The sequence below is a fragment of the Zhengella mangrovi genome (assembly GCF_002727065.1).
GTDB lineage: Bacteria > Pseudomonadota > Alphaproteobacteria > Rhizobiales > Rhizobiaceae > Zhengella > Zhengella mangrovi.
Genome location: NZ_PDVP01000002.1, coordinates 613,247 through 640,082, shown reverse-complemented (window position 1 = coordinate 640,082; position 26,836 = coordinate 613,247). Strand labels below are relative to the sequence as shown.

32 protein-coding genes and 1 pseudogene are annotated in these 26,836 nt (G+C 67.6%); 28 read left to right on the top strand and 5 right to left on the bottom strand.

Features of this window, described 5'->3' with window-relative positions; all coding sequences use genetic code 11:
- Positions 1–309: 309 nt before the first annotated feature.
- The gene (locus CSC94_RS06925; protein WP_099305178.1) at positions 310–618 is read right to left on the bottom strand and encodes a DUF5330 domain-containing protein; all 309 of its coding nucleotides are present in this window, start codon (positions 616–618) and stop codon (positions 310–312) included.
- Here CSC94_RS06925 and CSC94_RS24170 point away from each other — a divergent pair.
- From CSC94_RS24170 to CSC94_RS06910, 4 genes are all read left to right on the top strand, one after another.
- A complete protein-coding gene (locus tag CSC94_RS24170) occupies positions 611–919 on the top strand; it encodes a hypothetical protein (protein ID WP_133122839.1) in 309 nt (102 codons plus the stop codon). The two genes, CSC94_RS06925 and CSC94_RS24170, sit on opposite strands and share 8 nt — an antisense overlap.
- 182 nt (positions 920–1,101) lie before the next feature.
- On the top strand, positions 1,102–2,835 hold the full coding sequence (locus CSC94_RS06920) for an ATP-binding protein (protein ID WP_165784352.1): 1,734 nt from the start codon (positions 1,102–1,104) through the stop codon (positions 2,833–2,835).
- Complete coding sequence (locus tag CSC94_RS06915) at positions 2,810–3,640, top strand: peptidoglycan-binding domain-containing protein (RefSeq protein WP_099305174.1); 831 nt, start codon at positions 2,810–2,812, stop codon at positions 3,638–3,640. The genes CSC94_RS06920 and CSC94_RS06915 overlap by 26 nt, the downstream gene beginning before the upstream one ends.
- 16 nt (positions 3,641–3,656) lie before the next feature.
- Positions 3,657–4,004, top strand: coding sequence for a DUF1491 family protein (locus CSC94_RS06910; RefSeq protein ID WP_099305302.1), 348 nt, complete (start codon positions 3,657–3,659; stop codon positions 4,002–4,004).
- On the opposite strand, the gene CSC94_RS06905 is transcribed toward CSC94_RS06910, so the two are convergent.
- A complete protein-coding gene (locus CSC94_RS06905; RefSeq protein ID WP_133122838.1) occupies positions 3,991–5,001 on the bottom strand; it encodes a hypothetical protein in 1,011 nt (336 codons plus the stop codon). The genes CSC94_RS06910 and CSC94_RS06905 overlap by 14 nt on opposite strands.
- 187 nt (positions 5,002–5,188) lie before the next feature.
- Between CSC94_RS06905 and CSC94_RS24575 the strand changes: the two genes are divergently transcribed.
- Positions 5,189–5,353: a hypothetical protein gene (locus tag CSC94_RS24575; protein ID WP_165784351.1), complete on the top strand. Its 165-nt coding sequence runs from the start codon at positions 5,189–5,191 to the stop codon at positions 5,351–5,353.
- 15 nt (positions 5,354–5,368) lie between these two features.
- Here the strand turns inward: CSC94_RS24575 and CSC94_RS06900 are convergent, their stop codons facing one another.
- The 3 genes from CSC94_RS06900 to CSC94_RS06890 form a co-directional block, all read right to left on the bottom strand.
- Complete coding sequence (locus tag CSC94_RS06900; protein WP_099305170.1) at positions 5,369–5,920, bottom strand: DUF1254 domain-containing protein; 552 nt, start codon at positions 5,918–5,920, stop codon at positions 5,369–5,371.
- On the bottom strand, positions 5,913–6,497 hold the full coding sequence (locus tag CSC94_RS06895; protein WP_099305168.1) for a DUF1214 domain-containing protein: 585 nt from the start codon (positions 6,495–6,497) through the stop codon (positions 5,913–5,915). The genes CSC94_RS06900 and CSC94_RS06895 overlap by 8 nt, the downstream gene beginning before the upstream one ends.
- 85 nt (positions 6,498–6,582) lie before the next feature.
- On the bottom strand, positions 6,583–8,769 hold the full coding sequence (locus tag CSC94_RS06890) for a transglycosylase domain-containing protein (protein WP_099305166.1): 2,187 nt from the start codon (positions 8,767–8,769) through the stop codon (positions 6,583–6,585).
- 413 nt (positions 8,770–9,182) lie between these two features.
- Between CSC94_RS06890 and CSC94_RS06885 the strand changes: the two genes are divergently transcribed.
- The 23 genes and pseudogenes from CSC94_RS06885 to CSC94_RS06780 all read left to right on the top strand — a co-directional run bounded on the left by CSC94_RS06885 (position 9,183) and on the right by CSC94_RS06780 (position 26,774).
- Complete coding sequence (locus CSC94_RS06885) at positions 9,183–9,677, top strand: hypothetical protein (protein WP_099305164.1); 495 nt, start codon at positions 9,183–9,185, stop codon at positions 9,675–9,677.
- Complete coding sequence (locus CSC94_RS06880; protein ID WP_099305162.1) at positions 9,598–10,935, top strand: DNA-packaging protein; 1,338 nt, start codon at positions 9,598–9,600, stop codon at positions 10,933–10,935. The genes CSC94_RS06885 and CSC94_RS06880 overlap by 80 nt, the downstream gene beginning before the upstream one ends.
- Before the next feature lie 23 nt (positions 10,936–10,958).
- On the top strand, positions 10,959–12,176 hold the full coding sequence (locus tag CSC94_RS06875) for a phage portal protein (protein ID WP_099305300.1): 1,218 nt from the start codon (positions 10,959–10,961) through the stop codon (positions 12,174–12,176).
- The gene (locus CSC94_RS06870; RefSeq protein WP_099305160.1) at positions 12,169–12,534 is read left to right on the top strand and encodes a DUF6107 family protein; all 366 of its coding nucleotides are present in this window, start codon (positions 12,169–12,171) and stop codon (positions 12,532–12,534) included. Before CSC94_RS06875 ends, CSC94_RS06870 begins: the two co-directional genes overlap by 8 nt.
- Positions 12,521–13,186, top strand: coding sequence for an HK97 family phage prohead protease (locus CSC94_RS06865; RefSeq protein WP_099305158.1), 666 nt, complete (start codon positions 12,521–12,523; stop codon positions 13,184–13,186). Before CSC94_RS06870 ends, CSC94_RS06865 begins: the two co-directional genes overlap by 14 nt.
- Before the next feature lie 2 nt (positions 13,187–13,188).
- Positions 13,189–14,445, top strand: a complete 1,257-nt coding sequence (locus CSC94_RS06860; RefSeq protein WP_245408279.1) for a phage major capsid protein — start codon at positions 13,189–13,191, stop codon at positions 14,443–14,445.
- A gap of 116 nt (positions 14,446–14,561) precedes the next feature.
- Positions 14,562–15,131, top strand: a complete 570-nt coding sequence (locus CSC94_RS06855; protein WP_099305154.1) for a head-tail connector protein — start codon at positions 14,562–14,564, stop codon at positions 15,129–15,131.
- Position 15,132: 1 nt separating this feature from the next.
- Positions 15,133–15,468 (top strand): phage head closure protein, encoded by a 336-nt coding sequence (locus CSC94_RS06850; RefSeq protein ID WP_099305152.1) that lies wholly within the window; start codon positions 15,133–15,135, stop codon positions 15,466–15,468.
- The gene (locus CSC94_RS24570; protein ID WP_165784350.1) at positions 15,465–15,647 is read left to right on the top strand and encodes a hypothetical protein; all 183 of its coding nucleotides are present in this window, start codon (positions 15,465–15,467) and stop codon (positions 15,645–15,647) included. The genes CSC94_RS06850 and CSC94_RS24570 overlap by 4 nt, the downstream gene beginning before the upstream one ends.
- Positions 15,628–16,047 (top strand): DUF3168 domain-containing protein, encoded by a 420-nt coding sequence (locus CSC94_RS06845; protein WP_165784349.1) that lies wholly within the window; start codon positions 15,628–15,630, stop codon positions 16,045–16,047. Before CSC94_RS24570 ends, CSC94_RS06845 begins: the two co-directional genes overlap by 20 nt.
- A 51-nt stretch (positions 16,048–16,098) precedes the next feature.
- Complete coding sequence (locus CSC94_RS06840; RefSeq protein ID WP_099305148.1) at positions 16,099–16,512, top strand: phage major tail protein, TP901-1 family; 414 nt, start codon at positions 16,099–16,101, stop codon at positions 16,510–16,512.
- A complete protein-coding gene (locus tag CSC94_RS06835) occupies positions 16,512–16,868 on the top strand; it encodes a gene transfer agent family protein (protein WP_099305146.1) in 357 nt (118 codons plus the stop codon). Before CSC94_RS06840 ends, CSC94_RS06835 begins: the two co-directional genes overlap by 1 nt.
- A 29-nt stretch (positions 16,869–16,897) precedes the next feature.
- Positions 16,898–17,062, top strand: a pseudogene (locus CSC94_RS06830) (rcc01693 family protein); the annotation flags it as partial.
- Between the two features lie 16 nt (positions 17,063–17,078).
- Positions 17,079–17,645 (top strand): phage tail tape measure protein, encoded by a 567-nt coding sequence (locus CSC94_RS06825; protein WP_099305142.1) that lies wholly within the window; start codon positions 17,079–17,081, stop codon positions 17,643–17,645.
- A gap of 10 nt (positions 17,646–17,655) precedes the next feature.
- Positions 17,656–18,291, top strand: a complete 636-nt coding sequence (locus tag CSC94_RS06820) for a DUF2460 domain-containing protein (protein WP_099305140.1) — start codon at positions 17,656–17,658, stop codon at positions 18,289–18,291.
- Positions 18,288–19,175, top strand: coding sequence for a DUF2163 domain-containing protein (locus tag CSC94_RS06815; protein ID WP_099305138.1), 888 nt, complete (start codon positions 18,288–18,290; stop codon positions 19,173–19,175). The genes CSC94_RS06820 and CSC94_RS06815 overlap by 4 nt, the downstream gene beginning before the upstream one ends.
- The gene (locus CSC94_RS06810) at positions 19,172–19,618 is read left to right on the top strand and encodes an NlpC/P60 family protein (protein WP_245408278.1); all 447 of its coding nucleotides are present in this window, start codon (positions 19,172–19,174) and stop codon (positions 19,616–19,618) included. The genes CSC94_RS06815 and CSC94_RS06810 overlap by 4 nt, the downstream gene beginning before the upstream one ends.
- Positions 19,619–19,631: 13 nt before the next feature.
- On the top strand, positions 19,632–23,531 hold the full coding sequence (locus tag CSC94_RS06805) for a baseplate multidomain protein megatron (RefSeq protein ID WP_099305136.1): 3,900 nt from the start codon (positions 19,632–19,634) through the stop codon (positions 23,529–23,531).
- Between the two features lie 2 nt (positions 23,532–23,533).
- Entirely contained in the window at positions 23,534–23,740 is a 207-nt protein-coding gene (locus tag CSC94_RS06800; RefSeq protein ID WP_099305134.1) for a hypothetical protein, read from the top strand.
- Between the two features lie 108 nt (positions 23,741–23,848).
- On the top strand, positions 23,849–24,151 hold the full coding sequence (locus CSC94_RS06795; RefSeq protein WP_099305132.1) for a hypothetical protein: 303 nt from the start codon (positions 23,849–23,851) through the stop codon (positions 24,149–24,151).
- A 72-nt stretch (positions 24,152–24,223) separates the two neighbouring features.
- Positions 24,224–24,889 carry a winged helix-turn-helix domain-containing protein gene (locus CSC94_RS06790; RefSeq protein WP_099305130.1) on the top strand — a complete coding sequence of 222 codons (666 nt, stop codon included), beginning with the start codon at positions 24,224–24,226 and terminating at the stop codon, positions 24,887–24,889.
- An 18-nt stretch (positions 24,890–24,907) separates the two neighbouring features.
- On the top strand, positions 24,908–26,272 hold the full coding sequence (locus tag CSC94_RS06785) for a sensor histidine kinase (RefSeq protein WP_099305128.1): 1,365 nt from the start codon (positions 24,908–24,910) through the stop codon (positions 26,270–26,272).
- 67 nt (positions 26,273–26,339) lie between these two features.
- The gene (locus tag CSC94_RS06780; RefSeq protein WP_099305126.1) at positions 26,340–26,774 is read left to right on the top strand and encodes an RT0821/Lpp0805 family surface protein; all 435 of its coding nucleotides are present in this window, start codon (positions 26,340–26,342) and stop codon (positions 26,772–26,774) included.
- The last annotated feature ends 62 nt before the right edge of the window (positions 26,775–26,836 follow it).

Below are 26,836 nucleotides of genomic sequence, written 5' to 3'. Positions count from 1 at the left end.
TTCGCGTTCGCGATTGCGGCAGAGAAGAGCAATTGCAGCGAAAGTGGAAACCGGTTTCGCGTTCGCGATTGCGGCAGAGAAGAGCAATTGCAGCGAAAGTGGAAACCGGTTTCGCGTTCCATCCGAGGCGTGGAAAGGCGTTTCAAGGAAATGTGGGATCGCTGCCCGGATGGAACAGGTCCGGCACGATCAGGCCGAAGAAAAGGCGTCGCGGGACAGAAAGGGCGAAGCGTCCTGCGGCGCAGCCGGGATCGGTCCCGGCAAGGGAAAGCACGGGAGCCCTCGCAACGCGGCAAAGGCTGGTTGCGACTACTTTTCGATCCCGCCGGTCTGGATGTCCCGGTCGGGTACCGTACCGCGGTCCTCCATCGCGTCATAGGCGGCCCGGGCGACCGTCCGCGCCCGTTCGCCGAGGGTCACGGCAATGGTCCTGCCGCGGTCGCACATATCCGGGTTCCGGTCGCAGATCTGGCTGAGATCCGTCACCACGTCACGCACCGTCGAGGCTGCCTCGACGGGGCTGATCAGGTCGACGGCCTTCAGGGAACCGTCGCTGTTGATGGGAACCACCAGCAACAGGAGGCTGCCCCAGAAGGCGAGGCGAAGCAAAGTGAACATCAAGAAGCCCTTTCCTGCATGGCCGCGCTTCTCGTTGGCTTTTCCGGGCGCGGCTTCGAAAACCGACCGTCTGCGTACCCGCGCCGCTGCCAAGACCGGTTTGCGCCGCTGGTCCGCATTTGCAGCAAATCTGCTTCAAATTCGACTGGTCGGCATTCGAGATGAAATTGATGCAAATCCCCGGACCATCGTGAACGAACCGGTAACCATTCAACCCGTTGAAAAACGGGAAGGAAACGAACCGGACCCATGCCGGCGAGACTCTGCACGGCCGTTCCGCGAGGGGCTTACCGCTGGTTAACCATGATTTCGATTGGCCCGGATTTCGTCCGGCCTGCCACGCCACTGCCAATTCCTGCCGCTTGGCTTATCCATTCCTTAAAGCATCGGTGGCAAGTTTCGCCTGTGCCCGTTCGGGCAGCGTATTCAAGAGTATCGGGTATCCGCGCAGTGAATGAATCGCATAACTTTCTTCCGGACTGGATGACGAGCCTGAGGAGCCTCGGCGACCGGTTGCTGCATCCCCGGGTCAAGGACCCGGAGGCACGGCAGGCTCAGCTTCGCCTGTTCGCCCTGGCCCTTGGCGCGCAGCCTGTTTTTGCCTTTGCCTTTTTCGCCACTGCCGCGGCCATCCTGCCTTTCGCCTATGTCCTCGCCGTCGCCGGCATCGTCGCGGTTTGCGCGCTTGCGATGGTTGCCACGGTGTCGCTGACCGGCCGTGACGGATTTGCCGGTCTCGCCGGCCTGGTCGTCCTCTCCACGGTCTGCGCCGCCATCCTCGCCATGACCGGGGGGCTGTCCGGTCCCATCGCCCTCCTGGCCGCGGTTCCGGCTGCAGAAGCCTGGTGGGTGCGCCGCTCGAAACCGGCCCTACTGACCGGCCTCGCGTTTTCGGTCGCCATCGTGCTGTCGCAGGGCCTGCTTGGCCCGATCGCGCAACAGGCCGCCCCGGCCTGGCTGGTACTGGCGCCGCTGGCATGGGTGGCCAGCCTCGTTCTCCGCCTCTATGCCAGCGAGGCGGGCCGCACGGCCGCGACCCGGGAAGCCGAAGAGGCCGGCGCCGCGTCCGATCTTCAGCCCGTCGTGGTCCTGTCGCTGGACGAGGACGGGCAGGTCCTGTCTGCCTCGCACAAGGCCCGCAGCGTCATGGGCCTGCACCCCGGCCTGCTGATTGGCGGCGGACTTTTCGAGCGCATGCTCGTGACCGACCGTGTCGAATGGCTGACCGCGGTGGCCGACATGCGCGAGGGCGCGGCGACGCGCGAAACGGTGGTGCGTATCCGCCTGCCGGAAACCGGGAAGGGCGCATCGGGCCAGATGCACGCCTTCCATGCCCATTTTGCCCGCAACTGGAACGGGACCCTGACGGTGTTCCTGGCCGACGATGCCCGGACCGAGAGGCTGCGCGAGGAACTGCGCGCGGTTCAGGACAATGCCGAGAGCGCGTCGATCGCCAAGAACCGGTTCCTGGCATCGGTCAGCCATGAACTGCGAACCCCGCTCAACGCCATCATCGGTTTCGCCGACATCCTGGACCAGGAATTGTTCGGTGGCTTCGAAGACCCGCGTCAGAAGGAATATGTCGGCCTGATTTCCAAGTCGGGCGCGCATCTTCTGTCCGTGGTCAATGCCATCCTCGACGTGTCGAAGATCGAGTCCGGCGCCTATGCAATCCATGCCGAGGCCTTCGACTTTACCGAGGCTGCCGCCATGCCGCGGTCGATCGCGTTGCAACAGGCTTCTTCGAAGAACATCCGGCTGGAAACGGTTTTCGGCACCGACCTGGGCGATCTTGTCGCGGATCGCCGCGCCATCCAGCAGATCCTGATCAATCTCCTGTCCAATGCCGTCAAGTTCACGCCGGACGGGGGAGACGTCACGCTCGGCGCCCGCAGGACCGGCGACCAGTTCACCTTCTGGGTCAATGACAGCGGTATCGGCATCGCCGAAAGCGACCTGAAGCGCCTGGGCCAGCCCTTCATGCAGGTCCAGAACGACTACACGCGGAATTTCGAGGGCACCGGCCTGGGCCTCTCCCTGGTCAAGGGGCTGGTGCAGCTTCACGGAGGAACGATCGCCATCGACAGCGCGCCGGGAGAGGGCACCTGCGTGTCTGTCACCCTGGCCGCCAGCGGTGCCAAGTGCCGGATGCACCGTTTGCCCAACGCAGAGCAGGAGGACATGACCAGCCATGGCCCGTACCGCAAGACAGCCTGATCTCGACCCGGGAATCGCCGACGTTTTCCAGGTGGCGGCCGGTTCGCTGGGTGCTTTCGTGCTGCGCAACCCGGTTGTTGTCGGTGGTGTCGCGGCCTTCGCCGTGACCCTTTTCTACGTGTCGGCCAACGCGGTCTGGTACCAGCCGCAGGCCCATAGCGCGCCGCTATTCGCCACCCGCGATTTCTCTGCCTACAAGGCGCCCAGGGCCGTGGATCCGGTCTTCCATGAAAGCCGGACTCGCATCGTCATCGAGGACGAGCCCAAGGTCGCGAAGGCGCGGCCGGTGGAAGGCGATCCCGGACTGGCGCATGTGCAGCAGGTTCTTGCTGGCCTCAAGCTCTATGATGGCGCCGTCGACGGACTGAACGGGCCGCAGACCCGCGAAGCGGTAAAAACATACCAGCGCATCGTCGGCCTTCCGGTGACAGGAGAGATCTCCGCGGACCTGATGCGCCAGCTCGACGGCCGGCGCGTGGCATCGGTGGAAAACCCCGTGCCGCAGAACGTGTCGCTCGAACCGACCGGTGCCGTACCGGCGCCCACCCCGCGTCCGGTTGCCGTCTCGCGGCCCGAGGAAACGGATGGCGGGCCCGCCCCGGCCGACCAGGGCAACGAGCAGGTGAAACGCGTCCAGGCCGGCTTGCGCAGCTTCGGCAATGACCAGATCATCATTGACGGCCTGCCGGGTGCGCGCACGCGCAGCGCCATCGTCGAGTTCCAGTCACTTTTCGGGCTGCCTCAGACCGGCGAGGCCGACGACGCGGTCGTCGCCAAGATGAAGGAAATCGGCCTGATCAACTGATCGGGCCGGAATGCTCATGCGCCTGACTTCCGATCTCTGGGTTTCTGCCCTGGTCCGCCGTGTTTTCGCAGACGGCGGCTTTGCCGCCATTGAGCGGCGGGGCGCAACGGAAGCCGGCGCGATCTTCATCAAGTGGCGGGGGAGGGACGGCTTGGTCCGGCTCTTCGCGCCCGCGCCGCAATCCGGCTACGGGGAGGAGCGCCCGGCCGATCGCCTCTTCGTCGAGGTCAATCTGGGGGACGATCCCTTCGCCGCTGACGACAGGCTCCAGCGCGAGATCCGTTTTGATCCGGACGTCTGGATCGTCGAGATCGAGCCGACCGGCGGGGAGGCCGGTACGTTTTTCGAGGTCACGACGCCCTGAGGCGGACCTGGAAGCCGTCGTCGTTACGGGCGGGCTCTTTCACATGCCCGGTGAAGCGGTCTTCCTGGGCGTCCTCGGCGAGGTCTTCGCGCCAGCGCGCCACCCGGTCACGCGCCGCGTCGATGGCCGTGAGCTTGTAGCGCTGGAGGAAACGCGCGATCGCCTGGGGTGACGCAAAGCGCTGCGGCCACAGTGCGGCGGCAATCACGAATGCCTTTTCGGCCGGCAGGGGAATGGACCGGAGCGCCATGATCAGGTTCGCTTGGCGGTCCTGCGAAAGGATGTCACCGATTTTCTGAAACGGAAGCTCGAGTGCATCGGCGAGCGCGGTCTGAAAGAAGACCGGGTTGCCGCTGAGCGCGGTCGGCTGAAGTCGCGCTTCGGGTGCCAGCGCAGGTCGCGCCGTCGTGACCGGGAGTTCGGGCCGGCCGGAGTTGGCGGCCATTGCCCCGCGAAGGGCGGACCGGACATCCTCTGCCAAAGCGTTCGAAAGGGGAGCCGGCGCGCGATCCGGTGTTTTGACGACTTTGGCAACAGGCGCGGCAGCCGGCCTCATGGCGTCGTCCGTATCGGCCTCGTCGCCATTGTTTCGCACGAAGACTGCCAGCAAGGCGCGCAGGGCTGGCTCCAGGTCGCTGCGCTGCGCGAGGATCCGTGCATGCATGACGCCGTGGCGGGCGATCAGCGGCGGAATGTCCCGAGCCAGCAGGATCGGCGAGTTGGCCAGAAGAGGGGCGCTCACGGCCGCCGGCTCGTTCGCCAGTTTCAGCACGAGGGCCCGCGGTGCAAAGCCGTTGGTCGCGATCATGACCGCCGCGTGGCGGCGGGCGCCTTCCGGAACCTTTTCGTACAGCGCCAGCGACAGTTCCTCGAACTGCTGGATCTCGGCTTTCGTCGGGCGCGACAGCGAGCCGAAGGCACTTGCCGATGCCCGGAAGAGCTGGCAGGCGCGGCTGCCGTCCTTGGGTCTTTCCAGATTGCGGAAGTCATTGCTCATGGAACTGGACTCGGACATCACACCACGCCAAACGAAACGATCAGGCCGCCATGGAACTCGGCGGCTGCCAAGGTTGGGAAGAAAATTGCACGAAATGCGTTAGCAAGTTGTTAACCGCACTCTGGCCAGATGGAGCCACTGAGTGTGCCCCCGCGTATTGGTCCCGAGACCCGAACGGAGATGGGCAATGGCAACGATACTGAAGTTTTCGGCACGTAAGGCGGCTCATGCCGCGCGCAAGCGCCAGGCACCGGCAAAGGTGATCATTTTCCCGGGCGTCCGCTACGAGCGCATGGCGGCCGTGATGGCGGCAGCAACGGCGAAATCGCCGCGCAATGCGCCGCTGCGCTGAAGCGCGAACCATGGGTCAAAGCGCGAACGGCTCGCAATCAGCCTTTTCCAGCATCCGCTGCACCGTGGTAGCGCTGGCGGCATCCGGCTGGAAAACGCGCAGCACCGCCATGCCGCGATCGATGTCCGCTTCCACGAACACGGCGTCGGCAAAGCTGTCCGGAAGGTTCTTGCGCAGTTCGATCATTTGCACCGGGGTGGCGATGGCAAGGTCGAGCGCGCCCGACGCGGCGTTCCGGTCGTTGAAGGAATAGGTGTTCTGGCCACGGCTGTTGAAGACCGAGACCGACCAGAAATCGGCGCCACCCGGCGCAGTGATGTGAACCGGCCCGTCGGCGAGGTCGAAACGGCACGCGGCAATCGCGAACTCGGGATCGTGGACTTCGATGATGCCTGAGGCTTCCGCGCCCGCCGGCTCCACGATCCGGAAAGCGTAGTCGGGTTCCAGCGCCGAGATCCGGTTCCAGGCATCGTTGGTCGCATAGTGCGGCACGAGAAGCAGCGCGGCGATGTGGATGATGCCGGCACCGGCGAGGCCGAGCGCAATCGCGTAGAAGAGCCTAGCCATCGCATCCCTCGTTCAGGATCTGCGGCATGGTGACCTCCCGCGCCGAGGTGCTGCCGGAAATCTCGCTGTCGTAGAGGGTCAGCACCAGGTGAAAATCGCCCGTGGCGCCAAGGGCGAGCCAGTTGCCGGGCGCAGCGGCCGGGGAAACCCGGATGCTGATCGTGCCGTCATCGTCATAAATCACCTTGCGCGCGTGCAGGGCCGAGGGCAGGGGAGGACGGGCAAGGATCGGCCTCATGTGCTCGTCGGCAACATAGAGCGTCCACAGGCGCGAGGGTGGCAGGGCACCCTCGATGCGATAGGCGCAACCGGGGCGCAGGGCCGCGCCGGCACTGTCCCTGCGGGCTGAAAAGGCGATCCCTTCGCCGGCGCCCAGCGGCAGTTCGGCGCCGCGTGCGATCCGGGCCTTGGTATAGGGGTCGGCATCCGGTGTGCCCGCCAGCGCATAGGCGATCCACGGTCCGATCTGCAATGCGCCGGGCCGCCATTCGGCCTCCATCAGCCGCCAGAGGGTCCATCCGCCGCCGCCGAAAGCGATCGCGAGGGCAAGCGCGGCCAGGACGATGGTTCTGATCATGAGTGGCCGACTCGCTGACGGTCAGGGAGGTGGAGCATGGGTCCGGGTTTATCCGAGCAGGATCGCCGATGGCAAGCGCCTCGTCTCAGGGCCTTGTGCCGGAGGTGTCGGTCGGGTCGATGGCGGTCAGGCGGGCGGACGGGGCGGGGCCGGGAAGGGGGGCTGCCTGGTGGAACGCGTCGGCGAGGTTGCGCAGCACGCGAACGGTTTCGGCCGAAAGCACCAGGGGGCGGTCCGGTGCCGGCTCGCCATTGGCGCCCGCTGCCGTCTCGCTGCCGTCTTCCTTTTTCTCCGGCGCTTCGGGGACTGGCCGGCCTGCACCCGGGATCGGCTTCAGCTCTATACCTTGGTGGGCGTACTCCATGACACGTTTCCAGGTCATGGCCGGAAGTGAACCGCCGGTAAGACGATGTGTTGGAGAGTAATCGTCGTTGCCCATCCATACCGCCGCCGTGTAGTTGCCCGTAAAACCGACGAACCAGGCATCGCGGTACGACTGCGTTGTTCCGGTCTTGCCTGCCGCCGGGGTTATCTCCAGAGCTGCGCGCCGGGCCGTTCCCCACTCCGGGATCTGCACCAGGATGGAGTTCATCTCGTCCACGGTCTTCTCGCTCAGAACCCGCTTCGGCGCCGGTGCATCGCGCGAATAGTCGTAGAGCACGTCGCCGGAATAGGTGGTCAGCTGCGTGATGCCGTGGCGCTTGCCCGACAAGCCGCCATCGGCGAAGGTCAGGTAGCCGGTCGCCTGGTCCATGACCGTCATGCCGGAAATGCCCAGCGCCATGGTCTTGTGGGTCGATATCTCCGACTCCACGCCCATCGCTTCGCACAGCGCCTTCACCGTCGTCGATCCGCCGGGGATCTTGTCGCGCAGCATCCGCACCGGCACCGTGTTGATCGACTTCACCAGCGCCGTCGTCAGGTTGATGTTGCCACGATAGCCGCGCGAGTAGTTCTTCGGCGACCAGCGTCCCCACGAAATCGGCGCATCCGGGATCACGGTTTCGGGCGTCAGCCCCGCTTCCATGCCCGCCGCGTAGACATAGGGCTTGAACGAGGAACCGGCCTGCCGCAGCGCCTTGGTGGCGCGGTTGAACTGGCTTTGCCCGTAGTCGCGCCCGCCGACGATGGCGCGCACCGCGCCGTTGTTCTCCAGCACGACCATGGCGCATTCCTCCACGCCGTAGCTCTTGCCGAACTGGCGCAGGTGGAATTCGCAGGATTCCTCGGCCGCCTTCTGCAGGTTCATGTCGATCGTCGTGCGTGCCACCAGCGCGTGGTTGGGCATCCGCGCCGCCACGTCCTTGACCTGCTCGAAGGCCCAGTCGAGGAAGTAGTCGGGCGTCTCGCCGCTGTCGCGGTCCACCGGTGTCGCCGGGTGGCGCCGGGCCGCGATCACCTGGCCCTCGGTGAAGAACCCGCTCTGCACCAGGTTGGTCAGCACCTCGTTGGCCCGCGCACGGGCGGCCGGCAGGTTGACGTGCGGCGCATAGCGCGCCGGCGCCTTGAACAGGCCCGCCAGCATGGCCCCTTCGGCCATGGAGAGGTCCTTGACGTCCTTGTTGAAATAGAATTCCGCCGCCGCCGCGATGCCGAACGTCCCGCCACCCATGTAGGCGCGGTCGAGATAAAGCTGCAGGATTTCCTTCTTCGTCAGGTTGGCCTCGAGCCAGAGCGCCAGGAAGGCTTCCTTGATCTTGCGCTCCAGCGTGCGTTCGTTGGAGAGGAACAGGTTCTTGGCCAGCTGCTGCGTCAGCGTGGAGCCGCCCTGAACCACGGCATTCGCGCGCGCATTTTCGAACATCGCGCGGGCGAGGCCCACGAAATCGATCCCGAAATGCTCGAAGAAACGCCGGTCCTCGGTCGCCAGCACCGACTTGATGACATAGTCCGGCATCTCGTCCACCGGCACCGAATCGCGTTGCAGGATGCCGCGCTTGCCGATCTCGTTGCCGTAACGGTCGAGGAAGGTGACGGCGTAGTCGTCCTGTGCCCGCCAGTCCTTGGTGGTCTCCTCGAAGGCCGGCATGGCCAGCGCCAGCATGACGATGCAACCGGCGGTTCCCATCGTGAAGCCTTCCGACAGAAGTTCGAAGACGATCCGCCGCCACCCGGTGGCGCGGAACCGGCGGAAGAAGATCGTGATGTTCTCCCAGGTTTCCGCTGCGGCGAATTGCGATTCGTACAGCGTCGAATCGATCCAGGCGTCGATTTCGAGGAGCCTGGATGCCTTGGGGCCTTTGGATTTTCGCTTTTCGAACGGGTTCTTCATGGCTCGCTTTGTCCGGGCACGCCAAGGCGTGGCGCGCGTCGCGCAAGGCCCCTTCTGGAGCGCTGCACTTTTCCGCATTTGGGCGCCAACGGCAAGTGAAAAGCCTCACGTTCCGGGTGTGAGAGGCCCAATTTCTTGTGACATGGTTTCCGTCGCGACGGGGGGCATTGGTTCCTGTTCTCCTTCGGGCGAGGGGTCGTCAAAACAGCCTCGCACACATCCACTACTTGCTGGCGCGGCTGGCTGCGGGATGCGGATCGCTTCTTTCCCTGACCGTCCGCAGCATTTTTTCCGCCCTGCGTTTTCCACACCGTGACGCTGCCATGGTAGTCTCTGGCTACGGTCGGAGAGTTGCGCCAGGGGGCAGCGCTCCGCGACGAAAGCCGAGTTTCACTGACATTTCCGAGGTGTTCATGAGCGATGACCCGCAGGGGCCGGCGTCGGCCGGCGCTGTGCCGCCGGTGCCGCAGCCGCAGAAGAAGAGGGGCGGTCGCCCGCCGCTGTTGCGCCCCACGCCGGACGTGCTGGAGCGCGTCCATGCTTACGCGTTGCAGATGCCCAGCAAGACCGACGCGGCCGAAGCCTTCGGCGTCGTGGCCGTCACGTTCGACAAGTTCCTGAGGCGCGAGCCGGAAGCGATGCGTCGCTGGACCGAGGGCCAGGCCGAGCGTCAGCGCATCCGCCGCCTGCGGGTCGAAGAGGAATTCAGGGCCACCGCGGCAGTCGCGCCGCAGCCCGTCGCGCCGGGGCCCGGCGAAAACTGTCCCACCTGCGGCCAGCTCGTGTCCGGGCCGGAAGCCGTCACGCTCACCCAGTCGGAGATCACGAATGCCGCGAAGGAGTTCGACAGGCTCATCGATCGACACCTGGCCGCCCGCAAGGCTCCGCGCGGCGCGCGCCGTCGATAATCCGCTTGCAAAGGCCTTCGCCTGCCACGACTGGCCGCTCGTCGGCCGCCGGGCCCAGCGCCCGCCGGACGGCGACTGGTCCGTCTGGCTCATCCTCGCCGGACGGGGGTTCGGCAAGACGCGCGCCGGCGCCGAGTGGGTGCGGGCCCAGGTGCGGGCCGGCGCGCGGCGCATCGGCCTCATCGCGCCGACGGCAGCCGATGCCCGCGACGTGATGGTCAGCGGCGAGAGCGGCATCCTGAAGGTCTGCTGGCCGGGCGATTGCGACCGTGACGGCCGGCCCACGGGTCGGCCGGTCTACGAGGTGTCGCGCCGCCGGCTGGTGTGGAAGAACGGGGCGGTGGCCATGCTGTTTTCCGCCGAGGAACCGGAACGCCTGCGCGGCCCCCAGCACGACGCGCTGTGGTGCGACGAACTGGCGGCCTGGCGAAATCTCGACGCCACGTGGGACATGGCCAGCTTCGGCCTGCGGCTTGGCCACCACCCGCGCACGCTGGTCACCACCACGCCGAAGCCGCTGGCGCTTCTGCGCCGGCTGGTCGCGGATCCGAACACCGCGGTGACGCGCGGCTCCACCCGCGACAATGCCCGTCACCTGGCCGCCGGCTTCATCGAGGCCGTGCAGGCGCGCTACGGCGGCACGCGGCTCGGCCGGCAGGAACTGGATGGCGAGATCATCGGCGACCGGGAAGGCGCCCTGTGGAACCGAGACGCGATCGAGGCGGCCTGCGCCCGGCGCTTCGGTGCGCCCGCCCGCATCGTCGTGGCCGTCGATCCGCCGGCAGCCTCGACCAGGGGATCGGATGCCTGCGGCATTGTCGCCGCCGGCGCCGACGTCGATGGACACGCCACCGTCCTGGCCGATGCCAGTGTCCAGGGCGTGCGGCCGCATGAATGGGCGGCCGCGGCGATCCGCCTTTTCCACGCTCTGGAGGCAGACTGCCTGCTGGCCGAGGTCAACCAGGGCGGCGAGATGGTCGCCAGCGTCATCGCTTCGGTGGACCCGGGCGTTCCCGTCAAGGCGGTACGCGCGACCCGAGGGAAATTTTCCCGCGCCGAACCGGTCTCCGCGCTCTACCAGCAGGGCAAGGTGGCCCACGCGGCCCGCTTCGCGGCGCTGGAGGACGAGATGTGTGACTTCACCGCTGCCGGCCTGTCTTCCGGGCGGTCGCCGGACCGGCTGGATGCGCTGGTCTGGGCACTGAGCGAACTTCTCCTGTCGGGACCGGGGCGCGTCCCCCGCATCCGGCACGTTTGAACCAGCAGGAAGCAAACACGATGATGGCTTTTCACTGGCCCCGGACCTCCCGCCGGGGCAGGGCGGCGATGCGTGCCCCCGAGACGATCAAGGCCGGTGCGCCGGATCAGGCCAAGGCGGCAACGGGGTTCGTCGCCCTGCAGATGACCGGCGGGGCGGTCTGGACAGGCCGCGACTATGCCGTCCTGGCCCGACACGGCTACATGACCAACCCGGTCGTCCATGCCTGCGTGCGCCTGATCGCCCAGACTGCGGCCGCCATTCCCTGGCTGCTCTACGAGGGTGTGACCGAACATGACGAGCATCCCGTGCTCGTCATGCTGGACCGGCCGAATCCGCGCCAGTCCGGCATGGCGTTCATGGAGACGCTCTACCTGCACCTGCTGATGGCGGGAAATGCCTATGTCGAGCGCGTCGATTCCGGCCGGATGGCGCACCTGCACCTGCTGCGCCCCGACCAGGTCGAGGTTTCCAGCGATGCCGATGGCTGGCCCGATGCGCTGGTGTACAGGACCGGCGCCGCCAGCCGTCGGGTGGCGCTCGGCACGGAAGGCGCGCCCGGTCTGCACGTGCGCCTTGCCAATCCGCTCGATGACATCGCCGGTTTCGCCCCGCTGGAAGCGGCGCTGACGGCCCTTGATGTCCACAATGCCGCCAGTGCCTGGAACAAGGCGCTTCTGGACAATTCCGCCCGCCCGTCCGGTGCCCTGGTCTACGCCCCGAAGGACGGCGGCAACCTGACGCCCGAGCAGTTCGACCGGCTCCGTCAGGAACTGGAAACCGGCTATTCCGGCGCCGCACGGGCCGGCAGGCCTTTGTTGCTGGAAGGCGGTCTCGACTGGAAGGCCATGGCGCTGACGCCGAAGGACATGGACTTCATCGAGGCCCGCAATGGCGCGGCGCGCGATATCGCGCTCACCTTCGGCGTGCCGCCCATGCTGCTCGGCATTCCCGGCGACAACACCTATGCCAATTACCGCGAGGCCAACCGGGCCTTCTACCGCCTGACCGTCGTGCCGCTGGTGACCCGTCTGGCCAGCGAGTTCTCGCACTGGCTGGCGCCGCTGCACGGCGGGCGGATCCGGCTCGCCTTCGATGCCGACCGGGTGGATGGCCTGTCGGGCGATCGCGACGCCCTGTGGGAGCGGCTGGACGCGGCCACCTTCCTGACGGTCGACGAGAAACGTGAAGCCGCCGGATACCAGCCGATGGGCGGCACCGGGAGGACGGGCGATGTCTGACACTCATGTGATGTGGGCGGCGAAGGGTGCCGGTGCCGTCGCCGGCTCGGCCATTTCGCTGGCCTACCTGCTGCCGTCCGGCCGTCGCGAGGCGGCGCTGCGCTTCTTCGTCGGCCTGGTGTCCGGCCTCGTCTTCGGCGGCATGGCGGGCCTCATGCTCGTCGAGCGGCTGGACCTGAAGGCGCTCCTTTCGCCGGTCGAGGTCATGCTGGCCGGATCCGCCTTTGCCAGCCTGTCGGCCTGGTGGGCGCTCGGTCTGCTGATGCGGCTGATGGCCCACCACGAGCTGCGGCAGACGCCTGAATCACCGTCCCAAGGCCCGGAATCGGAAAGTGAATCCTCCCATGCAAGCCATTGATCTGGAGAAGAAATACGCGCCCGTTTCGCTCGATGGCGTGGATGCGGACGGGACGTTCAGCGGCTATGCCAGCCTGTTCGGCGAGATCGACCTCGGCAACGACATGGTCGAGCGTGGTGCCTTCGCCCGCTCGCTCCGCAGCCGTGGCGCCGGGGGCGTGCGCATGCTGTTCCAGCATGATCCGGCGCTGCCCATCGGCTGCTGGAGCGACCTGCGCGAGGACGACCGCGGCCTGTTCGTGCGCGGTCGCCTGTCGGCGGCGTCCGCCCGTGCCCGCGAGGTGCTCGGCCTGATGCGCGACGGGGCCGTGGACGGCCTCTCCATCGGCTTTCGCACGGTGCGCGCCCGCAAGGGCGAGGGTGGGGTCCGCCGTATTCTGGAGGCCGACCTCTGGGAGATCTCGGTCGTCACCTTCCCGATGCAGCCGGGCGCGCGCATCGGCGAGGTCAAGCATGCCGGCGCCCTGCCGACCACCCGTCAATTCGAACGCTGGCTCACGCGGGATGCGGGCCTGACGCGCAGCCAGGCCCGGACGGTCATCGTCAAGGGCTTCGGCGAACTGGTGCGCGAGCGCGATGCCGCGCGCAACACCCCGGAAGGCCTTGCCGGCGCGATCCGCCGGGCGGCCGAAACTTTTTCTCTGAGGACATGACCATGACCCGACCCAACCCGAAACCGGCGCCCGAGATCAAGGCCGCCAGCGGTTCCGCCCAGGATGTCGCCGAGGCCTTCGACGATTTCATGGGTGCCTTCGAGGCCTTCAAGGCCGCCAACGACGAGCGCCTGAAGGAGATCGAGGCGCGCGTCAGCGCCGACGTCGTGACCACGGACAAGGTCGACCGCATCGCCGCCGTGCTCGACGAGCAGAAGGCGGCCATGGACCGCCTGGTCCTGCAGCGCGGAAGGCCGGCGCTCGGCCGGGCCGACCCGGTAGCCGACCTGGCCCGCAAGGACGCCTTTTCTGCCTACATGCGTTCCGGCGACGACCGCGCGCTCCGTTCGCTCGACACCAAGGCCATGTCCTACGGCTCCGGCCAGGACGGCGGCTACCTCGTGCCCGACGAGACCGAGGCGGCCATTGGCAAGCGCCTGGCCGCGCTGTCGCCGGTGCGCTCGGTCGCCTCGGTGCGCCAGGTCTCCGGCGCCGTGCTGAAAAAGCCGTTCTCCGTCAGCGGACCGGCGGTCGGCTGGGCCGGCGAGACCGACGCGCGACCCGAGACGGCCTCGTCCACCCTGGCCGAGCTCCAGTTTCCGACCATGGAGCTCTACGCCATGCCGGCGGCCACCGCGTCGCTGCTCGACGATGCCGCCGTCAACCTCGACCAGTGGATCGCCGCGGAAGTGGAGACCGCCTTCGCCGAGCAGGAAGGCGCGGCCTTTGTCGCTGGCGATGGCGTCAACAAGCCGCGCGGCTTCCTCGATTACGGCTCGGTCGCCGAGGACAGCTGGGCCTGGGGCCAGCTGGGCCACGTCGCCACCGGCGTTTCCGGCGCGCTGGCCACGGAGAACGCCTCCGACGTCCTGATCGACACGATCTATGCGCTGAAGGCCGGTTACCGCCAGAATGCCAGCTGGATGATGAACCGCAAGACGCAGGCCGCCATCCGCAAGCTGAAGGATGCCGACGGCAACTACCTCTGGCAGCCGCCGGCCACGCCCGGCGGGCAGGCCATGCTGATGGGCTTCGCCGTCGTCGAGGCGGAGGACATGCCCGACGCCGCCGCCGACGCCACGCCGATCGCCTTCGGCGATTTCGCCCGTGGCTACCTCGTCGTCGACCGGGTCGGCGTGCGCGTGTTGCGCGATCCCTATTCCGCCAAGCCCTACGTGCTCTTCTACACCACCAAGCGTGTCGGTGGCGGCGTGCAGGACTTCGATGCCATCAAGCTGGTGAAATTCGGCGCGGCCTGATTTTCGGGCGGCCGGCGCGCCTTCTCCTCCGCGCCGGCCCTGCGCCGCCCGCGGCCCCGGCCTTCTTCCGCCGGGGCCGCCTTTTCCCTTCAGGATCAACACGGAAAGACCCGGACATGATTCAGTTCCAGAGCCTCGCGCCGGCCGCCGAACCGGTTTCGCTGGCCGAGGTGAAACGCCACCTCCGCCTCGACGGCGACGCCGAGGATGCTCTCCTTGCGACGCTGCTTGCCGCGGCCCGCGACGACGTCGAACGCCAGACCGGCCTTGCCCTGATCCGCCAGACCTGGCGCGTGGTCCTTGACCGCCTGCCGCCGGGCCGGCGGGTCGATCTTGGCCGGACCCCGGTCATGGCTGTCACATCCGTCAGCCGGTTCGACCGCGACGGCGAAGTTCACGCGATTGCCGCGGGCCAGTGGCGCCTCGACCGTCATGACCGGCCGGCGGCGGTCGACCTGTCGGGCCTGGCGCCGGGCACCGACATCGCCAACGGCATCGAGATCGACTACGAGGCTGGCCACGGCGACACCGGCGCCGACGTGCCCGACCTCCTCAAGCGGGCCATCCTCCTCCTGGCCGCCCATCTCTTCGAACACCGGTCCGGTTCGCTGGTCGATGACCGGGTCACCGCCTGGCCGTCCGGCTACGACCGCCTTCTGGCGCCCTTCCGCAGGGTGCGGCTCTGACATGCCGGTGCTGTTCGTCGATCCGGGCCGGTTTCGCACCTATCTCGTGCTGGAAGCGCCGGACCTTGAGCCGGACGGCGAGGGCGGGCTCACCGGCGGCTGGAGCGAGACGGCCGGCATCTACGCGCTCGTCGAGCCTGTCTCGGCCGCGCGGCGCTTCGCCGGCGACCGGTTCGTCGAGGAAACGACCCATCGCGTCACCCTCCGCCATCGCGCCGGCGTGTTGCCCGGAATGCGGTTTCGCTGCCGCGAGCGCCTGTTCGCCATCCGGACCGTTCATGATCCCGATGAAACCGGGCGCTACCTTGTCTGTCTCGCCGTCGAGGAGCAACGATGAAGCTCGGCTTTCGCCTGACCGCGGCCGACCTGGTGCGAACCCTGTCCATGCAGGCGCACCGGCTGGCCGATCACCGCGAATTGAATGCGGGCTTGCAGCAAAAGCCGGCCCGCGAAACCATATCTGGTGGAACGCCACGCAAGAAAGGGAGGCCCGATCATGACCAGCGCAGCCGCTGAACTGCAACGGGCAATCCATGCCACGCTGACGGGGGCAGAAGATGTCGTGCGTCTTCTCGGCGGTCCTCACGTCCATGACATGGCGCCGGAGCGCGCCCGTTACCCCTATGTCACCATCGGGCGCACGAGCGTCTATGACTGGTCGACGTCGGACGATGCCGGGACGGAACATCTCGTCACCCTCCATGCCTGGTCCCAGGCGCGCGGCAAGGCGGAATGCCAGGCCGTGCTGGAAGCCGCGGGCAAGGCGCTGGAAGGCTTTTCGCCGGACCTGGAAGGCCATCGCGTGGTCGGTTTCTTTCGTGAGTTCGCCGAGGTCAACTACGACCCGGAAATGCAGCTTCAGCACGGCCTGATGCGCTTCCGGGCCCTGGTCGAGGAACAGGCCGAAACGGTCTGACCGGCCTTCAGGTACTCGTATCAAAATTCTGAAATTCAAGGGGGTTTTCCGATGGGTGCTCAGAAGGGCAAGGACCTGCTCGTCAAGCTGGACGGCGCGGGGCGGGGCGACTACGTCACCGTGGCGGGGCTGCGCGCCCGCCGCATCGCGTTCAACGCGACCACCGTCGATGTGACGGATTCCGAATCCGCCGGCCGCTGGCGTGAATTGCTGGCCGCCAGCGGCGTCCGCCGCGCCTCGGTCACCGGAAGCGGCATCTTCAAGGACGCGGCATCGGACGCACTGGTGCGCCTGGCATTCTTCGATGGCGCCGTCAACGCGTGGCAATTGGCCATCCCCGATTTCGGAACCGTGTCCGGGCCTTTCCAGGTCACGGCGCTGGAGTATTCCGGCAACCACGATGCCGAGATCACCTTCGAGATCGCGCTGGAATCGGCCGGCGCGCTGGCCTTCGAGGCGGCCTGATGGATTCGCTCCTCACCCCCGCCAACCGCCGCCGCGGCGAAGTGGCGGCCCGCCTCGACGGGCGCGATTACCGCCTTCGCCTCACGCTGGGAGCGCTGGCCGAACTGGAAGACGCCTTCGGCGTCGAGGATCTCCAGGCCCTGGTCGCGCGCCTGTCGTCGGGGCGCTTTGCCGCCCGCGATCTCGTTCGCATCATTGGAGCCGGCCTGCGCGGTGCCGGCCATGACATCGCCGATTCCGACGTGGCCGCCATGTCGGCGGAAGACGGCGTCGCAGGCCAGGCCCGCCTCGCAATGGCACTCCTGGCCGCGGCCTTCGGCACGCCGGAGACCGCCGGAAACCCCGCACGGCCGTAGCAGGGCAGGGAGCCAGGCCCTTCCCGTGGGACGAGGCGATGCGCCTCGGCCTCGCCCTGCTGCGGCTGCCGCCGGATGCCTTCTGGGCCATGACCCCGCGTGAACTGGCCGCCTGTGTCGCTCTTCCCGAGGCGCGGCGAGCCGTGTCGCGTGCGGATCTGGAGGCATTGATGAAACGCTTTCCCGACCTGTGAAAGGAAACCGACCGTCATGACGGACAGTCTCACCGTTCGCCTCGAGGCCGATACCCGGCCGTTCGAAACGGCCATGAAGGACATGGAGACCGTCGCCCAGCGCTTCGGCTCGCAGATGACTGGCGCGCTGAAGAGTGCTGTCACCTCCGGCAAGGACCTGGAAGATGTTCTGCGCCAGTTGGCGCTCAATATGGCTTCCATGGCGCTCGACCAGGGCCTGAAGCCGTTGCAGGGCCTGCTGTCATCGGCGCTGGGCGGCCTGACCGGTGCCGTCTCGCCCTTTGCGAAGGGGGGCGTGCCCGGCGTCACGGCCTTTGCCGCCGGGGGCGTGGTTGCGGAACCGACCTTTTTTCCCATGGGCGGAAACCTCGGCCTGATGGGCGAGGCCGGAACCGAGGCCATCCTGCCGCTGAAACGTGGCGCCGATGGTGCGCTTGGCGTCTCCGCGCCATCGGGCGCCGGCAACCCGGTCAACGTGACGTTCAACGTCCAGGCAAACGATGCCGCGTCCTTCCGCAAGTCCGAGGCGCAGGTGACGGCCATGCTGGCCCGCGCGGTCCGCCGCGGCGCCCGCCACGTTTGAGGCAGAAGCCATGTCCGCATTCCATGATGTCCGTTTCCCGGTCGCCATCGGGTTTGGCGCCACCGGCGGCCCGGAACGGGTCAACGAGATCATCCGCCTGACGAGCGGGCGCGAGAAACGCAACCAGCGCCGCGCCCATGGCCGCCGCCGCTATGACGCGGGCACGGGGCTGCGCGCGCTGTCCGACCTGGAAGCGCTGAGTACCTTTTTCGAGGCAAGGCGCGGCTCGCTTTTCGCGTTCCGCTTCCGCGATCCGTTCGACTGGAAGTCCTGCGCCCTGGCGAATGTCCCGGCGGTGACGGACCAGCGGATCGCCGTCGGCGATGACCGGACGGCAGCCTTTGCCCTGGTCAAGCGCTACGGCGACGGGGAGGACGCCTATGAACGTCCGGTCACCAAGCCGGTCGCCGGAACGGTCCGCATTGCGCTCGATGGCGTCGAACAGGCGGAGGCAACGGCCTTCTCCGTCGACTGCCTCACCGGCATCGTCACCTTTGTCGAACCGCCAACCGCGGGCGCCGTGATCTCCGCCGGCTACGAGTTCGACGTTCCGGTCCGTTTCGACACGGATCAGCTCCTTCTCTCGCTGGCTGCCTTCGAGGCCGGCCAATCGCCTTCCGTTCCCCTGGTCGAGGTCCTGCCATGACACGGCTTCCCGAACTGTTGCGTCAGCACGCCGCGCGCGAGGTGACGACGCTCTGCCAGTGCTGGCAGGTCCGCCGTGCCGACGGCAGGGTCCTGGGGTTCACGGACCATGACGCGGTGATCCGCTTCGACGGACTGGACCATCGCCCGCAAACCGGTTTTTCCGCCTCCGAAGCCACCCGAAGCCTGGGCCTCGCCGCCGATGCAACCGACATCGAGGGTGCCCTGTCGGATGACGGGATCTGCGAAGCGGATATCGAGGCTGGCGCCTATGACGGCGCCACGGTGCTGACCTGGCTGGTCGACTGGCAGGACGCGGCGCAGCGCGCGCTTCTCCGCACGGCCGTGATCGGCCGGATTGCCCGGCGGGACGGCGCGCTGGTTGCCGAGCTTCAAAGCCTGTCGGCGAGCCTGGACAAGCCGCACAGCCGGATCGTGCGTCGCCGTTGCGCCGCCGAACTGGGCGATGCGGCCTGCGGGATCGACCTCGGTGCAGCCGGAGCGAGCGAGCACGTCGTCATCCTTGCAGTCGAAGCGCCGGTGACGGTGCGGATCGAGCGAACGGCCGGTGAGGACGGCTGGCTGGAAAACGGCTGGCTGGAGCCGGACCCGGCCGCTGAATCGTCCCGCCGCTTGCGGATCTTGGCCCACCAGCGCGGCGCCGGCCATGAAACCCTGGTACTCGCCGAATTGCCCGGTCCGCCCTTGCAGGCGGGCGGTACGGTGCGCGTCGTCGCCGGTTGCGACAGGCGCTTTGCCACCTGCCGCGACCGTTTCTCCAACGCCGTCAACTTTCGCGGCTTTCCGCACCTGCCGGGCAACGATGCGGCCTATGGTTATGTCACCGAGGACCTGCCGCTGGACGGCAAGCCGATGGTGCCATGATGGACGCCGCGGCCGGCACGCGAAGCCGCGTCATCGCTGCCGCCCGGCGGTGGATCGGAACGCCCTATCGCCACCAGGGAACCCGCAGGGGTGTCGGCTGTGACTGCCTCGGTCTCGTGCGCGGCGTCTGGCACGAGGTGTATGGCTCCAGCTTGCCCGATCCCGGGCCCTATGGCGCCGACTGGGCAGCAGGCGATGCCGGCGATCCTCTCATGAACGCGGCAAGGGAGGCGTTTGGAGTTCCGTTTCCGCTGGCCTCGGCGCAACCCGGCGACCTCCTCGTCTTTCGCTGGCGCGCGCAATTGCCGGCCCGCCATCTCGGCATCCTGACCGGCCAGGGCCGTTTCGTTCATGCCTATTCCGGTGCCGGTGCGCTGGAATCGGCCCTCGTGCCGGCCTGGCGTCGCCGCGTCGCGGCCGTCTTCGCCTTTCCCGTTTCCTGAAGGACACAGACCCATGGCCACCATCCTGTTGCAGGCGGCCGGCGCCTTTGTCGGCGGCTTCCTCGGTCCTGTCGGCGCGGCAGTCGGTTCGGCCGCCGGCGCCATGGCCGGCTATGCCGTCGACAATGCCCTCATCCAGTCGACGCGGCGCTACGAGGGCGCCCGGCTTCCCGGCATGCAGCCCTTCCAGGCCGAGGAGGGTGCCGTTCTGCCGCAGGTCTTCGGCGCGGCGCGCGTATCGGGCACGATGATCTGGGCCACCCGCTTCGAGGAGAGGAGCACCACCCGCCGCCAGGGCCTGAAGGGCGGGCCAAGGGTGACCGAGTACAGCTATTTCGCCAACGTGGCCTTCGCCCTGTGCGAGGGGCCGGTTGCCGGCATTCGCCGTGTCTGGGCCGATGGCCGCGAACTCGACCTGTCGGGCATCGACATGCGCGTCTACACCGGTTCGCAGGACCAGCTTCCCGATCCGCTGATCGAAGCGAAACAGGGCTATGGCAATGCGCCGGCCTATCGCGGGACGGCCTATGTGGTCTTCGAGCGCCTGCCGCTGGACGGTTTCGGCAACCGGGTGCCGCAACTGCAGTTCGAGGTATTGGCACCCGCGGGCGATTTCCATCGCCAGGTCAGGGCTGTCGCGCTCATTCCGGGATCCACCGAATACGGCCTGTCGCCGACCGCGGTCCGGCGCCAGGTCAGGCCCGGGCAGCGCGAAACGCTCAATCGCCATGTCCTGCATGGCGAGAGCGACTTCTCCGCCTCCATCGATGAATTGCAGGCCCTGTGCCCGAATCTCGAAACCGTTGCCCTGGTGGTGGCCTGGTTCGGCACCGACCTGCGTGCCGGTCATTGCCGGATCGTTCCCGGTGTCACCGAGGCTGTCTTGCCGGATGTCGACACGCCCTGGCAGGTGGCCGGCCTGACCCGCGACGAGGCGCACGTCGTGAGCCGCCAGGACGGCGGCCCGGCCTATGGTGGTACGCCGTCCGATGCCAGCGTGATCGCCGCGATCCGCGACCTGACGGATCGCGGCATCAGGGTCGCCTTCTATCCCTTCCTCATGATGGATATCCCGCCGGCCAACGGATTGCCGGACCCGTGGGGCGGCGGCGAGCAGGCAGCCTACCCCTGGCGCGGCCGGATCACGGCGTCGCTGGCACCGGGCAGGGACGGATCGCCGGATAGCACGGCCGCCGTGCGGGCCGAGATCGCCGGTTTCCTGGGGCGGGGCGAGGGACCGGCCGGAACCCGTGTCGACGGCGCGCCCGCCTGGGCCGCCTCCGCCAATACCGAGGGCTACCGGCGCATGATCCTGCACTACGCGATGCTGTGCGCCGGGGCCGGCGGTGTCGATGCTTTCCTCGTTGGCTCGGAACTGCGCGGCCTGACCGCCTTGCGCGACGACGGCGGCGTCTTCCCATTCGTCCACGGTCTGCGCGAACTGGCGCGGGAGGTGAAAGCCATCCTCGGTGCCGGGACGGGCATCACCTATGGCGCAGACTGGTCGGAATATTTCGGCCTGCGGCCCGCCGACGGGTCCGGCGATGTGTTCTACAACCTTGACGACCTGTGGATGGACGGCGCCATCGACGCGGTCGGCATCGACAACTACATGCCCCTGTCCGATTGGCGCGACGCCGACTGGGCCGGCGGCAATCCCGACGGCGCCCGCTCGCCCCATGACGCCGAGGCCCTGGCTGCTGCGATCTCTGGCGGCGAGGGCTTTGACTGGTACTATGCAGACGATGAAGCGCGCGCGGCTCGGAGCCGTACGCCCATCACCGACGGCGCCCATGGCAAGGACTGGGTGTACCGCTACAAGGATATCGCCGGCTGGTGGTCGAACGTCCACGTCGAGCGCCGCGGCGGCCAGGAAACCGGCCGGCAGAGCCCATGGGTCCCGGGTGCGAAACCGGTCTGGTTCACCGAACTCGGCTGCCCGGCGATCGACAAGGGCGCCAACCAGCCGAACGTCTTCGTCGATGCCAAGTCGTCGGAAAACGCGGTGCCCCACTTCTCCTCGGGAGGGCGCGACAGCCTTGCCCAGCGCCGCTTCCTCCAGGCCCATTACTGCCACTGGCAGGCCGGAGAGGCAGCCAATCCGCTTTCGCCCCTGACCGGCCGGCCCATGGTCGATTCCGCGCGGATCTATTGCTGGGCCTGGGATGCGCGTCCGTTTCCGGCCTTTCCGCGGCAGGCGGCGACCTGGGCGGATGGCGGCAACTGGGCACGGGGCCACTGGCTCAACGGGCGCGTCGAGGACGTCGAGATCGGTGACGTCATCAATGCCGTCCTGTCGCGCCACGGCGTGCCTCCGGCCGATGTCGGCGGCGTCGATGCCCTGGCCGGCGGCATCGTCCTCGACAGCGCTTCCAGCGCCCGCGATGCCCTGGAACCCCTCGTCGCCGCGCACGGCCTGACGGTGGACGAGGCCGGTGGCAGCCTGGCCTTCCGCTCCGAGTCGCGTGCCGCCGAACCCGTCATCGTCGACGACTGCGTGGAGACCGAGGGTGATGCCGTGCGCGTGATCGAACACGCTGCCGCCGGCGACCGCCCGCGCGAGGCGGTGATCGCCTTCCGCGACCCCTTCAGGGGGTATGAAACGGCAGTGGCCCGCGTGGAGGCGGAGACCCGTGGCACGGGGGAGGTGAACCTCGCCTATCCGGGCATCCTCCACCAGGGAACAGCCCGCGCGCTGGCATCCGGCTGGCTGTCGCGGCTGGACTCGGCAACGCAGGAACTCACCGTCACCCTGCCGCCGGCGAGCGGCATCGAGGTCGGTGCCCCGCTGCAACTGGCGGCCGTCCCTGGCCGGACATGGCTGGTGACGTCGCTGGAAGAGGGACTGACCTGCCGGCTGAAGGCCCGACGGATCAATCCCGCCCCGCCGCAACCCGACATCCCGGTCACGGACACGCCCGCGGCCGTGCCGTTTCCCGAGCCCGGCGCGCCCCAGGCCATCTTCCTCGACCTGCCCATGGGCGATGCCATGGCGGCGGAGGAAGAGGCTTTCAGGGTCGCCGTCTGGTCCGATCCCTGGCGCACCCATGCCGTCGAGGCGTCTCCGGAGACGACCGGCTACGACCGCCGTACGCTGGTCACCGGCCCCGCCGCCATCGGCACGCTTCTGCGCGATCTTGCACCTGGACGGGGCGCCCGGCGCGAGCGGCGCTCAAGCCTCGACGTCGCCTTCGTTGACGCCGAGCCGGAATCGGTCACCGCTCTCGCGCTGTTCGGTGGCGCCAATGCCATGGCTGTCGGCTCGCCTGACACCGGCTGGGAAATCCTTCAGTTCCAGCACGCCGAGGAGATCCGCGCCCAGGTCTGGCGGCTGTCCTGTCTTCTGAGGGGCCAGCTCGGCACCGAGGACCGGATGGCGCTGGGCGCCCCGGCGGGGAGCCACGCCGTCCTGCTCGACGAGACCGTCCGGCCCGCCGGCCTGCGGGCGGGGGAAGTGGACCTGCCGTTGCAATGGCGTGTCCGTCCGCTGGTCCCCTTCGCCGCGCCCGACACGGTCACCGGCCTTGCCGCCCGCGGCGGAACCCGGGCCCTGACCCCGCTCAGCCCGGTGCATGTCCGTTGCGCCCCCGCGGCCGATGGCGGACGCCGGTTCCGCTGGACCCGGCGGTCGCGCATCCGAGCCGATACCTGGGATGCCGTTCCGCTGGGCGAGGACCGCGAGGACTATCGCGTTCTGGTCCGGACGCCGGACGGGAAAGGCCTATGGGAAACGGAGGTTGCCGGGCCGGCATGTATCTGGCCGGGCGCATCGATCGCCGGCGTCATCGCGGCCGGGCATGCCCGCGTGATCGTCGAGGTCCGCCAGGCAGGAGGCCCGCGGGCCTGGGGCTTGCCGGCCACGCGGGCATTCGATTTGCCGCACTTCACCTCAACAGCAAACGAAAGGAACTGAGCATGACGGATTCCAAACCCTGGTACCTGTCCAAAACCATCTGGGCATCGCTGATCACGATTGGCAGCGCGGTTGCCGGCATGGCCGGTCTGCCGGTTGCCGGACTGGACAATTCCGCGCTTGCCGAGACCATCCTCCAGGCGACGACGGCGCTGTCCGGCCTGGCGGCCATCGTCGGCCGTCTGTCGGCGCGCTCGGTCATCGACTGACGCCAGCGGGGCCGTGGCCGCGTCTTGCCGGAAATCGATTGCGGCAGGGCACGGCCATGGCCTATCCATTCATGTCGCGTTCAGGCGAAAACGGTTATAGCCTTGGCCATGATGAAAAGAACTGTCCTCCCTGTTTTCCTCGCCGCCGCCGTGCTTGCGGTCAATGCCGTGTCGCCCGCCGCTGCCTGGAACCTGCAACGTCCCGGTCTCGCACCGGTGACCGATGCCACTCCGGTGGCCGGTGGCTGCTATGCCGTCGGCCAGCGTGTTGCCTCCCAGCGTGGCGGCCAGTTGGCCAAGGCGTCCGAGGAGAGGCGCGGCGGCAAGTCCGTCTGCGTGATCGTCGTCCTCGTGCCGCAGGGCTACGGCCAGCGTCCGAGCCGGCAGGAAATTGTCGTTCCTTATAAATAGGCCGGGCGAAAGGATTGATCCGGCTGAAAAATACGCCAATATCGAACTGCAACGGGAGAAGGACGTCAGCCGATGCGAATACTGGTCATCGAGGATGACGCGGACCTGAACCGGCAGCTGTGCGAGGCACTGGCCGAGGCCGGCTATGTCACCGATTGCGCCTTCGATGGCGAGGAAGGTCACTTCCTCGGCGATACCGAACCCTACGACGCGGTCGTTCTCGACCTCGGCCTGCCCCAGCTCGATGGCCTGTCGGTCCTGGAGCGGTGGCGCCGCGAGGGGCGGACCATGCCCGTGCTGATCCTGACCGCCCGCGACCGCTGGAGCGACAAGGTCGCCGGAATCGACGCCGGGGCCGACGACTACGTCGCCAAGCCGTTTCACATCGAGGAAGTGCTGGCCAGGGTCCGCGCCCTGATCCGCCGGGCAGCAGGGCATGCGTCGTCGGAACTGACTTGCGGCCCGCTGCGTCTCGACACCAAGAGTTCCAAGGCGGACGTCAACGGCCAGACGCTCAAGCTGACGTCGCACGAATTCCGCCTGTTGTCCTATCTCATGCATCATCCCGACAAGGTGGTCTCGAGAACGGAACTCGTCGAACACCTTTATGACCAGGATTTCGACCGGGATTCCAACACGATCGAGGTCTTTGTCGGCCGCTTGCGCAAGAAGATGGGTGTCGATCTCATCGAGACCGTGCGCGGCATGGGATACCGCCTGCGGGCAGATGCCGGCTGACGCCGGCGACAGGTGCGGATGACGCTTCTTCCGAAATCACTCGCTCTCCGCGTGACGCTGCTGTCCACGTTTCTCGTGGTCATTGCCCTTTTCGTCATCGCGACCGTGATCGCCACGCTCTACGGCCGCTCGAGCGAGCGCAATTTCGACCAGCTCCTCTCCGCCCATCTCTTCAACCTGATCGGCTCCGTCGGCCTCGATTCGAACGGCCAGCTCGACGGGTCGCCGGATTTCGGCGACATCCGCTACTCGCAGCCGGAATCGGGCTGGTACTGGTCCGTCGAGCCCGTGACCGGCGGTATCAAGGCGCCTCTCTCGTCGCCGTCGCTCACCGGGCCTATCCCGTCCCCGGCGCCGGACAAGGTTCCCTTCGACAGCTTCTTCCGGCGCCATTACATTGCCGAAGGGCTCGCCGGCGAGAAGGTCCGCATCTTCGAAAGCGAGTTCGAACTGGGGGGAACCGGCGCCGCGGCCCGGTTCCGGATCATGGGCAACGAAAGCGAGTTGCGCGACGAGATCGGCGCCTTCCGGCGCCAGGTCTGGACCTATTTTGCCATTCTCGGCCTGGCGCTCGTCGCCATCAATGCCGCCGCGATGCGCTATGGCCTGCAGCCGCTGGTGCGAGTCCGCAAGGCCCTCGGCGACATTCGCGCGGGCAGGGCGCAAAGCCTGTCCGGTCCGTTCCCGTTCGAAATCGAGCCCCTGGCAGAGGAGATGAACGCGCTGATCGAGAACAACCGCCGGATCGTCGAACGCTCGCGCATCCAGGTCGGCAACCTGGCCCATTCGCTCAAGACGCCACTGGCGGTCATCGTCAACGAGGGCAGGGCCGTCGGTGGTGACAAGGGCCGAATTATCGGCGAACAGGCCGAGGCCATGCGAAACCAGGTCGAGCACTACCTTCAGCGGGCCCGCATCGCCGCGCAGCGCGAGAGCGTGATCTTCCGCACCGACGCCACCGCTGCCGTGGCCCGGCTGGTGCGTGTCGTCGCCAAGCTCAACCCGGGCAAGGATCTCGACGATGACCTGCCGCAGGCCCCGCTGCTTTTCGCCGGCGAGGAACAGGACCTCGAGGAGATCGTCGGCAACCTCCTCGAAAACGCGATGAAGTGGTCGCGCCAGTCGGTTCTGGTCCGGCTGGAGCCCGGCGAGGCGGGCCGGCTGGTCATATCCGTGGCCGACGACGGTCCGGGCATTCCGGCCGACAAGGCTTCCGAGGCACTCAAGCGCGGCCGCCGGCTGGATGAAAAGACACCGGGAACCGGGCTCGGTCTTTCCATCGTCGCCGAACTGGTCAATGAATACGGGGGCCGGCTTCAACTGGGTGAGTCCTCGCTCGGCGGGCTCGAGGCCAGGGTGGAACTGCCCCGTGTGAAAATGTGAAATGGTCCTAATTCGGCCAAATCCTGTCACTAACGGGTTGGCCGTCCGAGTTTCGAGGAAACGATTGATGCGACTTCTGCCCTTCCTGATCCTGCTGCCGGCCATCGCGCTTGCCGGATGCGCGACCAGCGGGAACACGCGGACTGCCTTTGCGCCGCTGGCACTCCAGTCTCGTGGTGCCGCCGCGGTGGAGAAGAACCTGCTGGCGCCGCTGGGTGGCGGCCTGGTCGCCCAGAGCGATGCGCTCAAGCCCGGAACCGACAACGAGCGTCGCGCGGTCGAGGCGGAATACAGGGCGCTGGAATATTCCAGGGGAGGCGAGACGGTGGAATGGAAGGGGTCGTCCGGCGTTTCAGGCGCTGTCACCCCGGCGCAGCCCTACCAGGTCGGCTCGCAGAACTGCCGTCAATATGCCCACGCGCTGACCGTGTCGGGGCAGGTAAGCGAATACAGGGGCGCGGCCTGCCGCAATCCGGATGGCAGCTGGACTCTCCTCAATTGAACCCGGCCTGTGGCGAAATGCGCCACCGGCTCTTCCCAGGTGCCGGTTGGCATCGGCTGTCG